The sequence below is a fragment of the Candidatus Zixiibacteriota bacterium genome (assembly GCA_040756055.1).
In the GTDB taxonomy this organism is placed as follows: domain Bacteria; phylum Zixibacteria; class MSB-5A5; order GN15; family FEB-12.
This window is the reverse complement of the sequence record JBFLZR010000004.1, coordinates 193,970-208,016: the sequence shown is the minus strand read 5'-3', so window position 1 is coordinate 208,016 and position 14,047 is coordinate 193,970. Positions and strand designations below refer to the sequence as shown.

The window sequence follows — 14,047 nt, the reverse complement described above, 5'->3', positions numbered from 1 at the left end:
AAGCATAACAACCATACATTACAGGTATAACATCCGAACTCTCGTGAGTGGGAGGTATGATGGTGAGCCCGGACAGTTCTTTCGAGTCGGAATCAACCATCGCCGCCGGTACACGGATCAACCACTACAAAATTCTCAGCAAAATCGGCAGCGGCGCGATGGGTGAGGTCTACCTGGCTCAAGACGCTGGTCTCGAGCGTCAGGTAGCCCTGAAATTCATGAAGACGAGTCTTGCCGCCGACCAGTCGGCGCGCGACAGATTCGTACGCGAGGCACGGGCTGCCGCTGCCCTCAAACACTTCAATATCGTCACCATCTTCGAGGTGTCCGAGTATAACGGCCGCCCTTTCATCGCAATGGAATATATCGGAGGAGGTAGCCTCCGGTCGATGCTGGCCGACGGGGCTTTGCCTCTAAAAACGGCAACAGTCATAGTTGCCGATATCTGCGATGGCTTATCCGAAGCTCACCGCCACGGAATCGTGCACCGTGATATCAAACCGGCAAATATTCTTCTCGATGAAAACGGTCGCGCCAAACTTGTCGATTTCGGACTGGCTCACACCCCGCACCTCTCCGGTGCCTCCGACACGGAATTGACTTCGGGGACACTCGCTTACATGTCTCCGGAGCAGGTGCGCGGCGAAGCGCCATCAGTCTCATCCGACCTGTTCTCACTCGGAGTCACCTGGTATCAGATGCTGACCGGCGAGCTGCCCTTCACCGGCGACTATGAGGCGTCCATCATCTATTCAATTGCCAATGAAGATCCTGTGCCCGTTCGGAATCTATGCCCCGATATTTTACCCGAGGTAGAGAAGCTCGTTGCTGCCCTGCTTGAGAAAGACCCGAAAAAACGACCCCGTGAGGTTTCAGAAGTCCTCGCAAGACTCAGGGAGGTACAGGGGGACCAGGCATCATCATCTCATGGAGTCTCGCGACGACGGCCAACAGTGGCGTGGTATGGCTCTATCATCCTGATTTTAATCGCCGTCGCCGCAATCATTCAACTCCGATTTGACCCGCTTGGAATCACCACACCGGAAAGGGAAACTCTGGCGGTGATGCCGTTTATCAACCTCGGTCCGGCTGAAGATGAATATTTCGCCGATGGTATTACCGATGCTATCACCACCCATCTCGCCAGATCCGGCAATCTGAGTGTCATCTCCCGCGCCAGTTCGATGCTTTACCGGGAGAGCAAAAAGAATCCGCAGGCAATCGGGGCTGAACTCGGAGCCACCTACCTTCTCACCGGTACTATTCTGTGGGAAAAAGGCGCCACCGTAAGCCACGTGCGCATCAATGCCGAACTGGTCAGAGTATCCGATGGCTCGAGTGTCTGGGCCGATTCTTACGTTCGAGTGCTGGAAAAGATTTTCGACCTTCAGTCCGACATCGCCAACAATGTTACCCGCGCTCTTAAAATCGCAGTGCCGGTTACTCAGCAGCAGCGACTCACCCGGATTCCCACGCGAGATCTCGAAGCATACGACCTGTACCTTCGGGGTAACGACTACTTCAACCGGAGCTGGGACCGCCGCGACATCGAAATAGCTACCGACCTGTATCAGCAGGCGATCGAAAGGGACTCCAATTTCGCCGAAGCTTACGCCATGCTTGCGCGCGGGCATGCATCGATGTACTGGGAATATTTCGATCATAATGACACTCGCAGACAGCTGGCGCTCCAGGCGGCGAACAAAGCTCTTGAGCTCCAGCCGGATCTTGTGGAAGGCCACCTCGCCCTCGGTTATTGCTACTATCACTGTGGGCGAGATTATCAGAGCGCGCTCAGAGAGTTTGATCTGGCTCTGGCCAGCCAGCCGAACAACGCGGAGCTTCTCAACGCCATAGCCGCCGTGCAGCGAAGGCAGGGAAACATGTCCGCATCAGTCGAGAATTTCGCCAGGGCGCTGGAACTCGACCCGCGTTCGCATCTGAAGGCGTTCGATGTTGGCCTCACCTATGGTATGCTCAGGCAATACGACCAGGCCGAACAATATCTCCGGCGTACCGTAGCGCTGGCCCCCGATTGGCCCCTGCCTTACATATACCGGGCCTGGCTCCACGTTTTCAAAGACGGCGACACTGCCAGGGCACGGGCGATTCTCCAGCAGTCGGAGGGACGCGCCGACCTGTCACGCTCTAAGTTCTACTGGTGGTTGGCTCGAATTGTCGAGAAAGATCCGCGAAAAATCCTGAGCGAAATTCATAGCGGCTCAGACACAGCCGCTTTCCATCTCCAGCAAGCGCAACTGTATCGCCTGCTCGGCCAACAAAACCTCATGCGAATCTATGCCGATTCGGCCCGAGCGGTTTACGAGCAAAGACTGACCACTCAACCGCTGGATGCCGGTTTTGAAAGTTCACTCGGGCTCGCCTTGGCATACCTGGGGGACAAAGATGCCGCCATGCGGCACTCACAGAAGGCCATCGAACTGTTGCCTACATCAAAAGAGGCTTTCGATGCTCCCTTCCTGGTGTTGAACCTTGCCGAAGTCCTGGTGATATTTGAGCAATTTGATGCCGCTGTGGAGCAATTGCATTTCCTGCTCTCCATACCGGGCTTTGTCTCAGCGCCATACCTTCGGCTCGACCCCCTGTGGGAGCCGCTGCGTCACCGTCCTGATTTTCAGAAATTACTTGCGGAAGCCGCCTGATTGGGTGGTTTGATATAGGTCACTCGGTGTTGTCGACGGTGATCCCGTAGCGCGCCATCTTATCCTTAAGCCCCTTGCGAGTGAGACCGAGCAGCCGTGAACTTTTCAGTATGTTCCCTCGGTTTTCGGTCAACGTCGATTCAATAATATCCCGCTCGATCTTCTCAGTTATGTCGCGAAGATTTCCGGTGTATCCTTTAACATCGGGATTGTCACCCCTGCTGCGAATCAACTCGGGGGAGAGGTCGGCTACATCGATTACACCGTCAGTGTCACACACGACTGCCGCCCGCTCAATCTCGTTTTCAAGCTGCCTTACATTGCCCGGCCACGGACATCCGCTGAGAAAATCGAGAGCTTCGGGCGTTATGCCCAGATTCTCACAGCCGAGTTTGATGCGAAGTTTTTTCAGAAAATGATTTATCAGCAGGGGGATATCGTCGCGGCGTTGCGAGAGCGGAGGAACCTCGATAGTAAAAGTATTCAGCCGGTAGTACAAATCCTGCCTGAATCGCCCGTCTTTTATGAGACTGGCCAGATCCTGGTTGGTGGCTGAGATAATTCGGACATCAACATATTCGGTTTTCGAGGCTCCCACCGGTCGGATCTCACCATTCTCGAGCACCCTCAGGATAGCCGCCTGCGTTGATAGGGGAGCATCTCCAATCTCATCCAGAAAGATCGTCCCGCCGTCGGCCTCGCGAAACAACCCCGGTTTACTGCGATCCGCGCCGGTAAAAGCGCCCCGGGTGTGGCCGAACAATTCCGACTCCAAAAGCGATTCGGTTTTAACGCCGCAATTTTTGATTACGAGCGACTTGTCTTTACGAATACTGTTATAATGTATCGCTCGGGCGATCAATTCCTTACCGGTTCCGGTGTCGCCCAGAATCAGCACCGGAGCCTCGCTGCCGCTTGCTTTCGATGCCAGCGCCAGCGCTTTTTTCATCCGCTCGGACTTACCGATAATGCTCTCAAACGCAAAAGCCGTTCCCACCTCGTGCTTTAACATCAGGTTCTCTTCCTGGAGCTTCTTCTGCGATAATTGCAGAAGCTCATTTTTGCGCGCCAGTTCCCTGAGCAAAAGCGCGTTGCTCAACACCTGTGCGGACTGAGAGGCTATAATCCCCGCCACACGGGCTTGATCATCCGTAAAGGCTCCACTGTCGGCGCTCCTTACCAACGTTGTGAGACCGACTATCTCGCCCCGCGCCATCATCGGACAACAAAGCAGTGACTTATATTTGCCACCGTCCGAAGAAAGCCCCGAAAACCTCCGATCCGAATCCAGATCATCCACCTTGAGTGTCCGGGCCTCCTTAAGCACCCATCCGGAAATCTGGCCACTCACCTTGAAAGGAACCGGCTCGGCATCATCCTGACGCTTTCTCACCACTGTCTCCAAATCCGTTTCGGCGAGGGGAGAGACCAGATTGATAACACCCTCGTCAGCTCTGGTAAGATGTATCAACTCGCCAATAATCAACGACATGATGTGATTAATCTCGTTGATTCGGCTGAGACGTTCGATAAGACGATTTATGGCTGTGACTTCGTCGAAGGCTGCCCGCATCTTGATGATATCAATTTCGTCGGACATAACCAGAACCTGTTGAATGTGGTGTTTTCAATCTAAAATACCTCAGACTCGAAGCTGCGTCAATGGATAATCAGTCGCGCTGATGGTTAGTCGGTAATCATGACCGGCTTCCGACCGCAACCGGGGACGCAGTTATAAGCTATTGAACGGCCATCGCTTACGCCTAACACTAAAAGGGGAATCGGCTCCGGCAAGGTGCATGCTCTTACTCCGGGCAAAAGTCATGTGTTCCGCGCCACCGAGCAAATGGACACAAATGACAAACCAAATCACAAATGTAAAAAGGAGAATGTTATGCAAACGAAAGCAACACTGGTCATACTCGCGGCCCTTATTGTCATTGTCGCGGTAAGCTGTGATAAGCTCGTCGATCCCGGTAACACCGCCGATATCGGGAGCGATATCGTGGACGTAAGCTCCAGCCTGTGGCCGACCGCGGCCTATCCGGCTCCATCCGGGATTGTCTCGGTCGAGTTTCTCGGTCAGACTCTGACCTTCTGGCCTTTTACAGGTGCGGATTTTTCCGGCAACCCTCAGGACCCGGTCAACCTGATTTTCTTCGGCAACGCCGACCCGCGCGATATCCGGGCCGCTCTGCTTTCACTCGATGGTGACCGCACCGCCTTCGGCTACGGCAACGTTCCACCGTTCAATGCTCGGTGGGAAGATGCTATCGGCGATGTTCAGCCCGGCTATGGCGAACCGGGTGGTTGGACCCCCGGTGTGGTGCAGTTGGCCTGCGGCGAATACGGACCAATCCGTTTCCACCTCAGACTCTTCAAAATCGGCGACTGGACCGTTGGCAACGCCCATTTCGAAATGCTGATTCCCGGAACATCAGACCATCAGGTCTTGAACTGGAACGCAGCTGAAGATCTGGTAACGGTCGACATGCTCCGCAGTGGGCTGCTCGATGAATCCGTGCCGATGGGTACCTCCCAGTACATCAACCAGGAACCGTTCAAAACAATCCCGGCCATCCTCTACAATGAACTCCCGGTAGACTTGAGATACTATATCGGCGGCCCGATAGAAGATGTCACCGAGGATGTTCCCATGCCTACCGACGGCATCATTCCCATATTTAATCTGGCTCGCAGCGTCCCACGTGTGGCCGAGGTTCGTACGCAGAGCCTGGTGATCGAATTCGGTCAGTACATACCCAAGCCGTTCTGTGCTTCGAGCCCGTATGACTATGTCTATGTTCAGGGTCCGGTCAATCTGACCCAGACCACCGAGCTGCGTGAGGACGGACAGTACATCATGACTTTCCGCGCCGAAGGCGAGTTGGGTATCACTCCAATCGATATTTCGACCGGTCAGCCTGTTGGTGAAACACTCACGGCTATCGTAAAGGAACACCACGATGCCAATATGAATGACGATGTCGCGGCCGCATGGGCGTTGTTGTCGCAGAAGATTGTGCCTGCTTCGGATCCTAACGCCGGTTCGTTCTACAAGCGCCTTCGGGTCAGTTCGGCCGGGGCCGAGGGTTTCCAGGTGATGGTGAAGTGTCCGGGTGAAGAAGAGTTCCAGGATGTTACCGGTGATCCGGATGCCGCGACATCCGTCACCGAAGCTGTCAAGCGCTGAGAAAAAACTGAATGATGCTGCCGCTCAAAACAGAGAGCGGGCGTCTCAGGGCGGGTTTGGGGGGGCCCGCCTTCTTCATTACCATGGGAATTCTTGCTCTGAGGAACTTTTTGATCCTGAATGAGAAATTGACCGGGGAAACCCCACAGCATTCCAAACATCAGTTCGGATTTCCGGTCAGAATAAACCCGCCCCACAACAGTGGATGACCACAGCCTATCTCCTTTCGACACTTGCGAAGGAGGGACAACTGCGACTGACGAAGCGCCTCTTGCTTGCTTGCTCCGGAGAGCCAGCGTTCGTAAAAACCCTCCATTAGAATCTTCGTCTCTCGATCCGGCACTTTCCAGAGACTCATTATCACACTTTGCGCTCCGGCATGCTGAAAGGCCCGTCGAAGACCATAGAACCCTTCGTTAGAATGCCCTTCGGACCGGCCGCTCTCGCACGCTGACAGAGTTACCAATTCCGTACCGCTCAAATCGAGAGCAGATACCTCGTAGGCCGTCAGGACACCGTCTTCCTCGCCGGTCATTTCATCACCATTAAGGTTTTCTTCGAAGGTGCTGTTGTAGCCGGCCAGAAGCAGCCCGGCACGAAGCATCGGGTTTTCGTATTCTTCCGAAAGACTTCCGGAGTTCGGACAGAAATACCCGTGCGTGGCAAGGTGCAGCACGCTCGGAGAGAAACCCATCCGTTTCAAATTTCCCTCACTGGCGCTGGAACCGTAGAACTCCGTTACCGGCCTTGTCGACAACTTGCGAAAAGAAGCGGCAACACTCTTACCCTCGTTCAAACTGTAACCCAAACGCCCCATGGGGCCCTCAAGGCATCCGCCAGTCCCGCGTAGTATCTGGGCCAGCGATGCCGGCAGTCCGCCTTCGGACGCCGGAAGGGAGAAACCGTTGGCAAAGGCATCGCCACCGTGATTGAAATCGGGATCAGCCATGATCACGACATCCTGCAGTGTCTCTTTGGGTTGCACATGCCGTAGAATATCCCGACCGGTCGAAAGATAAGTTATCCGATAATTCTCCACCAGATAAGAGCTATCCGGCATCGGCAATATCTCCAGCGGCAACTGGTTCAAAATCCCATCCATAGAAACGAGCAAATCCGTCTTGCCATCGAAGTGGCGAATCAGCGGGTCAAACACAATCTCTCTGAACTGCCGTGTAATCTCGTTGAGTTTCGTTTCCGCGACAGCCGCTTTGCCGGAGTACACCATTCCCTGAGCATCATAAATCATACCCTGAGCGGCTTTTATCAGTGTTAGAATCTCAGATGCTGACCCGAGATCGGTGACAGAGGTGTTACCCTGACGGTCAAGGGTGAAAGCGAGAAAATGCGCGTCAACGTTGCCGTCATCATTGCTCAGGTATGTTCCCGAATCGATGTCGTATAGAAAATGCGTGAAAAACTCAATCAAAACAGCACCTTCTGGAAGAGCCCTGGCGACATCTTGCAGAGAAAAGTCTTCGAGGGCCAACTGATCCTGAAATTCCGAGCATCTCCGGCTCAGTTCCGTCTCGACTGAATCCAGCGAAGCATACAGAAACGCCAGGGTGTCCTTGTTGGAATGACCCGACAGAACCATGTTTGACGTTCTGCCGCGGAGTCGTACTAACTCATCAAGCATGTGTTCGACAGATGTATCTCCGCTGCAAAGCGCCCTGCGCTGGGTGGCCATGGAGGCTTCTTCCAGAATGGCCTTTCCGCGGAGAATCATCATTAGCGACAATTCTCGAGACTCCTGAGTCGGGTGTTTCAGCGTCAGAGACAGAAGATCGTAGTAGTGAGGAGAGTAGAAATACAGATACCCCAACCGCTCACGCTCCGAAGCTGCGTCGAAAATGATCCTCATCTGGCGGTGTGCCAACTCAAGAACTTCTCTGTAGCGCTCGAGACTCTCTTCATATTTGCCATGTGCGGCGTAGACCCGAGCGAGTGTTGTCGCCCCCCCGGAATAACTGATATGATACGGCCCGACAATCTTCTTCAAAAGAGGAAGGCCCTTCAGGTACAAGGATTCGGCCTGCTCCAGTTGCCCAAGTTTGAACGATAGCTCCGCAGCCAGCAGCATATTTGAGGCGTAACTGATGTCCGCTTCGTCGAACATATCGCGGGTTAGTTCCATCGCCCGCGAAAGATACAGATTCGCCCGATCAATATCTCCTTCCAGAAAGAAATTTCGCGCCAGGCCGATGAGGGCGAATGCGGCCATCGCGTGCCTTCCGCCATGAAGATTCTCAAGGATGGCCAATACTTTCTCGTAGAATCCCTTAGCCTGCGGTTTGGATTCACGCCCGAAGAATCTCGCGTTTTGAAGGGCTGCCGTAGCGAGGAACGTCGAATCACCAAGCCGTTCCGCTACCATCAGACCTTGCGCCATAGAAGATTCCGCTCGGTCGCGCTGACCTGATTCCACGTACATGGGACCGGCCAGAAGCAATACTCCCGCATACATCATGCTCGTAGAGTCGTCTCGAGCCCTCAAGATGCCGGCCGCGCGATCGAGAAGAGGAATGCTCTCACTTGGCTGATTGACATGTCTTTTGATCTGTGCCAACACCGACAGCGATGTTGCCACCTTTGGATGAATGTCACCGAAAGCCTTCTCAAGCGTGCCCAGAGCTCGGCTGACCATAATCTCGGCTTCACCGTATCTGCCCAATCCAATAGTTGCCGAGGACAAAGATAACTCTGTCATCGCCACGAGCGGGTGGCTCGATCCATACGTCCGGGTCAGAATATCTATTGCGCGAACAAACAGACTCTCTGACTCTGAGCAGAGCCAGAATATCTGATGATAGTAGATGCCCAATGCCTTTAGACTCGCAGCTACCTCGACATGCTCCTTGCCGAAAATACGCTCTCTCATTTCAAGGGAACGCTTGAGTTCGGATTCCGCCTTTACGAATTCGTTCGTGTGTTGGTGACTCGCGCCCAGTTGACAAAGGCACGCCGCCACATCGGCATGTTCAAAACCCAACCGGCCCTCCAGAATTGCCAGAGCCATTGTGAACACTGAATCAGCTCGGGAATACAAACTGCGCCCGAGCATCACACCCCCCATTATCTGCAGACTTCGCGCCACCTCAGGATGTTCATCCCCCAGAATCCGACTGGCAATCCTCTCGGCCCGCCTCGCGATAGAATCGGCCTCGTCGTATCGGGCTAATGTAAGTGTAACGTCACCCAGATCATTAAGAATCTCGGCAACCTCTCCAGATTCTTCTCCGAATGCTCCCTCAGACGCGGACAAGGCCCGGCGAAACACCGACTCTGCTTCCCGGTACTGACCCAGTGTCACCTTTACAGCCCCGAGTTTACGCAGATTCAGTGCCGACTGCACGCTGCTTTCCCCATAGAGCGTCGCCGATATCTCGGCCAACCGGGAATACAGGCTATCCGCCCCGGCGAAACTGCGATAGTAAAGACGATACGATACGCCATCGCGGTAAAACTTGACATCAACCGTTCTGTCCGAACGTCCAAACCGCCTTTCCTCAAATTCGAGTGTGCGTTCGAACACCGTCATTGCCGAATCCCATTCATCCTGTGCAATAAGAGAATCTGTGAGTGAAAGCGTCTGCTGCCACGTCTGGCACGAAACGTTCGAGCCAGGCGCGACAATACAGACGAACAACATTGACAGGTATAACCTGATATTCACCGGAGCCTCCCATTAATATGCGGCGTTAAAACGGCGGACGCATGTCATAGCCGCTACTGTGCAATTACGTGAATGGGGCGGGATCTGTCAAAGGGTTATTTGGCTATTCGGAGTGAGCAATTCTGAAGACGTATTCGAACGTGACTCGTTCATCGACTGGCGCGCCAACGATCCTGACTGTCAACGTGTATGAACCCGGCGAGGCTAGGTTTGAAGGTAACAGAATTCTGCCGACATCATAGCTGTCGGTCGAAGAGAACCGATCGTCTTTGTAGATGATTGTACCGTCCTTATCCCTTAATGACACCGAGTAAACAGTCCCCGGAGCTCCATCGGGACAGAGAAATGATATCACGGCGCTTTGACCTTTGTCCGCCGAGAAGGTCTCTGGAGACCTCGTCTGCATGAGAGCGATCTCTTGAACCGTTGCCACTTCACCGGCCTGACCCTTCCGCAGCCCCAGATAGGCCGGATAAATCATCAACATTAAAGCGGCTGCCAGCACCAACGGCTTGAGCACCAGCGGAACACCTTCCGGCCACAGGACCCTGCGAAGGCGCTGCCAAGTTGAGCCTGGACTATCGGTTTGTGGGTGTAGCTCGTCGAGCAACTGGAGTATCTCCTCTGACCACAGCAGCATTGCCCGGCGCGGCGCAAACTCTACAAACTGTCTGAAACAGTAATCACACTCCAGAAGATGGACCTCGAGAAGATCCTTCTCCTTTTCAAGGAGCATCCCAAACTCGTAGGCGTGGAGCAAAGTCTGGGCATCAGTATTTGTACAGGCCGGTTTCACTAATCGTTTTTCCCATCAAATATACAGTCCCGCAAAAAACCGCGTCCGCGGCTCAGAAGCACGTAAAGATTGTTTCGAGAAATCTTCATCTTCGCGCATATGCTTTCGGTATCATACCCGTATCGTTTCATCTGAAGAGCCCGCGAATACGCCGGAAATGCCTGGGCCAGTTTCTTCAGGCATTTCTTCAAGATCAGCATGGCCTCGAAGTGCTCGGTTCGGTTGGGATGCTTTTCGTACTCTTCGGAAAACTCATCGTCACAAAACAGCCGCTTTTCGGCCGACTGTTTCTTAAGATGGTCGATTATCTTGTTTTTCAGAATCTTTTGTGCCCATGCGCCATATTCATAAGGACTTTCAAGACTCCTGTAGTTTTTCAGAACCGACAAACAGGCATCGTGAGCCAGATCCTTCGCGTCATCCTTACATATACTTAAACTGGCTATGGCCGTAAATCTTTCGACAAGATGTCGAAAAATTCGGTTTTCGGCTTCTTTGTCACCCTGCGCGGCCAGCCGCCAGAGCTGTTTTATCGCATGATCGGCCATATCGTTTGCTGCGTAATCCGGGTCAAAGTGGTGCATCCTTCCCGCCAGTTGAGGTATATATAGCAGATTTGAATGTCCGTGACAAATAGTTAAATCAATCTGTAAGATATTCCGCGGCGGACCGTTATAGGAATTGGAGGGCATACACTCTCATCTTATGCCCCTTGCGTTTTTGATTGTAAGGCTTTTTCGGGGACGGTTGGTAGTCTCCGGTAGCACAAGACACTGTCCCGTAGCACCACGAAAGACATCACACGAAGACTACGGTTTTTTTGATAGCCCTGTCCGGGAATTAGTTCCCGTCCAGGATAGAGAGGCGGACGGTTTCAGATACAGTTAAATGCTCAACATCGTTATCCGGAGCGACTGAAAAAACTGGCCGGGGGAGAGGAACATAAAACCCGGCATACCGGCCGTAGATGGAGAGTCAGGGGAGTTTATTGTCCGATTCGGCGAGAGCGACCGCTTTCGGAGGATCATGGGACGAGTCAGCGGACTCGGCGGGACCGATTGTTGTCGAAAACAGGAGGGGCATCGCCGGAGAGGCAGGACTGATTGCTTCAGGTGCGGTTACGGTGAGTCTGGTAGGGGGACCAAAAAACCCTCGGGCTTTATAGCCCGAGGGCTTTCTTATCTTTATGCGGAAGGCGGGATTTGAACCCGCACGAGTTGCCCCACTACCCCCTCAAGATAGCGTGTCTACCAATTTCACCACTTCCGCAATAACTCTCCCGAGCAAGTATATCTGTTACTGATCGCCCGCGCCAGCGGAATCCGACGACGGCTGTGCCGGTGGCTCAAAAATCAACGATGAATCCGGAGCCACTTGCTGCTGTTGCGCCTGACGCTCCATCTCACGCTGGGCCTCACGAGTCACCACCGATTCACTGGTAGCGCCATCGGGGCTGATCGCACTCACGCGCGTACCGGCCGACATATAAGCCAGCGCGCCGCAATTGAACATAAACAAAATAGCCAGCACCGTGGTAGCCTTCGAAAGAAACGTAGCCGCTCCGCGTCCGCCGAAAACGGCTCCGGCCATACCGCCACCACCGCCGCCAAAAGCCGACCCGGCCAAACCTTCGCCCTTACTCGATTGCAAAAGAACAACCAGAACCAGCGCGATGCAGGTGATCACATGAAAAACCACCCAAACTGTAAACAACAAAATTCAAACCTCCATCTATACCGCGTTGATTATCGCGATAAAATCGTCAGCCTTCAGCGAGGCGCCACCAATGAGGCCGCCATCAATGTCAGACTGCTTTAATAAATTCCCGGCGTTATCCGGTTTCATCGAGCCGCCATATAAAATCGGAAGACTCTCTGAAGCCTCCCGGTCAATAAGAGCTACCCGGTCCCGGATGAACTTATGAACCTCCTGCGCCTGCTCCGGCGTCGCGGTCTTGCCGGTGCCAATCGCCCAGACCGGTTCATACGCAACCACCGACTTCTTAATAAAGTCGGCGGAAAACCCCGAAAGGGTACCATCAACCTGATCTCCAATCACCTGTTCGGTCTGACCGCTCTCGCGTTGCCCAAGCGTTTCACCGACACAAATAATTGGCGTCAGACCCGAGTCTATGGCCAGCCTGGCCTTGGCGTTCACCAACTCATCGGACTCGGCATGGTACTGCCGCCTTTCAGAGTGTCCAAGTATAACAAATCTGACCCCGACTGTCAATAGCATCGATGCCGAGATCTCGGAGGTATAAGCGCCTTTTTCGTGGGCCGACATATCCTGAGCCCCAAGAGCTATGTGGCTGCCGGACAAGATCTTATTGGCGGCATACAAAGATGTAAACGGCGGACAAACCACTACCGTCGCCCGGTCGCTCTTAGAGTTGCTCTCCAATAGCTCCTTGAGTAGCGTTTCGGTCTCGCTGATCGTGCCGTTCATTTTCCAATTGCCGGCGATAATGTTCTGTCTCACCCGATCCTTCCTTACTATTTTGTGGCGTCGGTCAGAGCCTCAACTCCGGGAAGTTTCTTCCCCTCAAGAAACTCCAGCGAGGCGCCGCCGCCGGTGGATACGTGCGTAAGTTTATCATCCAGCCCCGCTTTCGATACCGCCGAAGCCGAATCACCGCCACCCACAACCGTAGTCGCGCCCCTGCCGGTCAAGTCCGCCATCAGGCGCGCCATCGCGAAAGTTCCCTCCGCGAAGGGCTTGCTTTCGAACACGCCCATCGGACCGTTCCAGATCACCGTCTTCGCGGTCGTGAGAGACTCCTTGAACAGCTTAATCGAGGCCGGACCAATGTCCAAACCCTTCATGCCGTCAGGTATCCTGTCGAGAGGCACGACCTTCGTTTCGGCTGTGTCGGATATCTCCGACGCGATCACGACATCAGATGGGAATATCAATTTCGCTTTCGAAGTTTTCACCTTCTCGATAATCTGACCGGCCAGTTGGACCTTGTCTTCTTCGAGCAACGAGTTACCGATAGGGTAACCCATAGCCTTGGAAAACGTGAACACCATGCCGCCGCCAATTATCAGCACATCGACCTTATTCATCAGGTTGGTGATAACATCGATCTTGCCCGATATCTTGGCGCCGCCCAGTATAGCTGCGAACGGTCGTTCCGGATTGGCCAGAGCCTTACCCAGATAGCGCAGCTCCTTCTCCATAAGATATCCGGCGACCGATTGCGGGAAATACTTCGTCACGCCTTCAGTCGACGCATGCGCCCGGTGAGCCGAGCCGAAAGCATCGTTGACGTAAATATCCGCCAGCGACGCCAGCTTCTTGGCGAATTCCGGGTCGTTCTTTTCCTCGGCTGAGTGAAAACGAAGGTTCTCCAGAAGCAGGCAGTCGCCATCCTTCATCTTGCCAACTACATTGGCCGCTTCCGGTCCAACACAGTCCTCCGCGAAAAAAACCTTCTTGCCGAGAAGTTCCGAGAGACGTTTAGCAACCGGCCGAAGCGACATCTCCGGAACCGGCTTACCCTTGGGACGGCCAAGATGCGAACAGGCTATCACCATCCCGCCGTCATCCAGTATCTTCCTGATGGTCGGCAGGGAAGCTTCAATTCGACGGTCATCGGTGATATTCTGTTTCGCGTCCAGCGGGACGTTGAAGTCTACCCTGAGGAGTACCTTCTGTCCGCGAAAATTTATGTTATCGACGGTTACCTTGTTCATTACGATCGCTGAGCTCCTGTC

9 protein-coding genes and 1 tRNA gene are annotated in these 14,047 nt (G+C 53.8%); 2 read left to right on the top strand and 8 right to left on the bottom strand.

The annotated features are described in order from the left end of the window. The first annotated feature begins 56 nt into the window (after window positions 1–56). Window positions 57–2,663 carry a protein kinase gene (locus AB1483_09135; GenBank protein MEW6412621.1) on the top strand — a complete coding sequence of 869 codons (2,607 nt, stop codon included), beginning with the start codon at window positions 57–59 and terminating at the stop codon, window positions 2,661–2,663. 19 nt (window positions 2,664–2,682) lie between these two features. On the opposite strand, the gene AB1483_09130 is transcribed toward AB1483_09135, so the two are convergent. Next, window positions 2,683–4,263 (bottom strand): sigma 54-interacting transcriptional regulator, encoded by a 1,581-nt coding sequence (locus AB1483_09130; protein MEW6412620.1) that lies wholly within the window; start codon window positions 4,261–4,263, stop codon window positions 2,683–2,685. Between the two features lie 294 nt (window positions 4,264–4,557). Between AB1483_09130 and AB1483_09125 the strand changes: the two genes are divergently transcribed. After that, window positions 4,558–5,856 (top strand): hypothetical protein, encoded by a 1,299-nt coding sequence (locus tag AB1483_09125; protein MEW6412619.1) that lies wholly within the window; start codon window positions 4,558–4,560, stop codon window positions 5,854–5,856. 160 nt (window positions 5,857–6,016) lie between these two features. Here the strand turns inward: AB1483_09125 and AB1483_09120 are convergent, their stop codons facing one another. From AB1483_09120 to AB1483_09090, 7 genes are all read right to left on the bottom strand, one after another. After that, window positions 6,017–9,532 (bottom strand): CHAT domain-containing tetratricopeptide repeat protein, encoded by a 3,516-nt coding sequence (locus AB1483_09120; GenBank protein MEW6412618.1) that lies wholly within the window; start codon window positions 9,530–9,532, stop codon window positions 6,017–6,019. Between the two features lie 103 nt (window positions 9,533–9,635). Then, window positions 9,636–10,268: a hypothetical protein gene (locus AB1483_09115; GenBank protein MEW6412617.1), complete on the bottom strand. Its 633-nt coding sequence runs from the start codon at window positions 10,266–10,268 to the stop codon at window positions 9,636–9,638. A gap of 59 nt (window positions 10,269–10,327) precedes the next feature. Then, window positions 10,328–10,912, bottom strand: a complete 585-nt coding sequence (locus AB1483_09110) for an RNA polymerase sigma factor (protein MEW6412616.1) — start codon at window positions 10,910–10,912, stop codon at window positions 10,328–10,330. Window positions 10,913–11,515: 603 nt separating this feature from the next. Continuing rightward, a tRNA-Leu gene (locus tag AB1483_09105) sits at window positions 11,516–11,597 on the bottom strand. Between the two features lie 27 nt (window positions 11,598–11,624). Beyond that, window positions 11,625–12,044: a preprotein translocase subunit SecG gene (gene secG, locus AB1483_09100; GenBank protein ID MEW6412615.1), complete on the bottom strand. Its 420-nt coding sequence runs from the start codon at window positions 12,042–12,044 to the stop codon at window positions 11,625–11,627. 15 nt (window positions 12,045–12,059) lie between these two features. Continuing rightward, complete coding sequence (gene tpiA / locus AB1483_09095; GenBank protein ID MEW6412614.1) at window positions 12,060–12,809, bottom strand: triose-phosphate isomerase; 750 nt, start codon at window positions 12,807–12,809, stop codon at window positions 12,060–12,062. 14 nt (window positions 12,810–12,823) lie between these two features. Continuing rightward, complete coding sequence (locus AB1483_09090; GenBank protein MEW6412613.1) at window positions 12,824–14,026, bottom strand: phosphoglycerate kinase; 1,203 nt, start codon at window positions 14,024–14,026, stop codon at window positions 12,824–12,826. Between the last annotated feature and the right edge of the window lie 21 nt (window positions 14,027–14,047).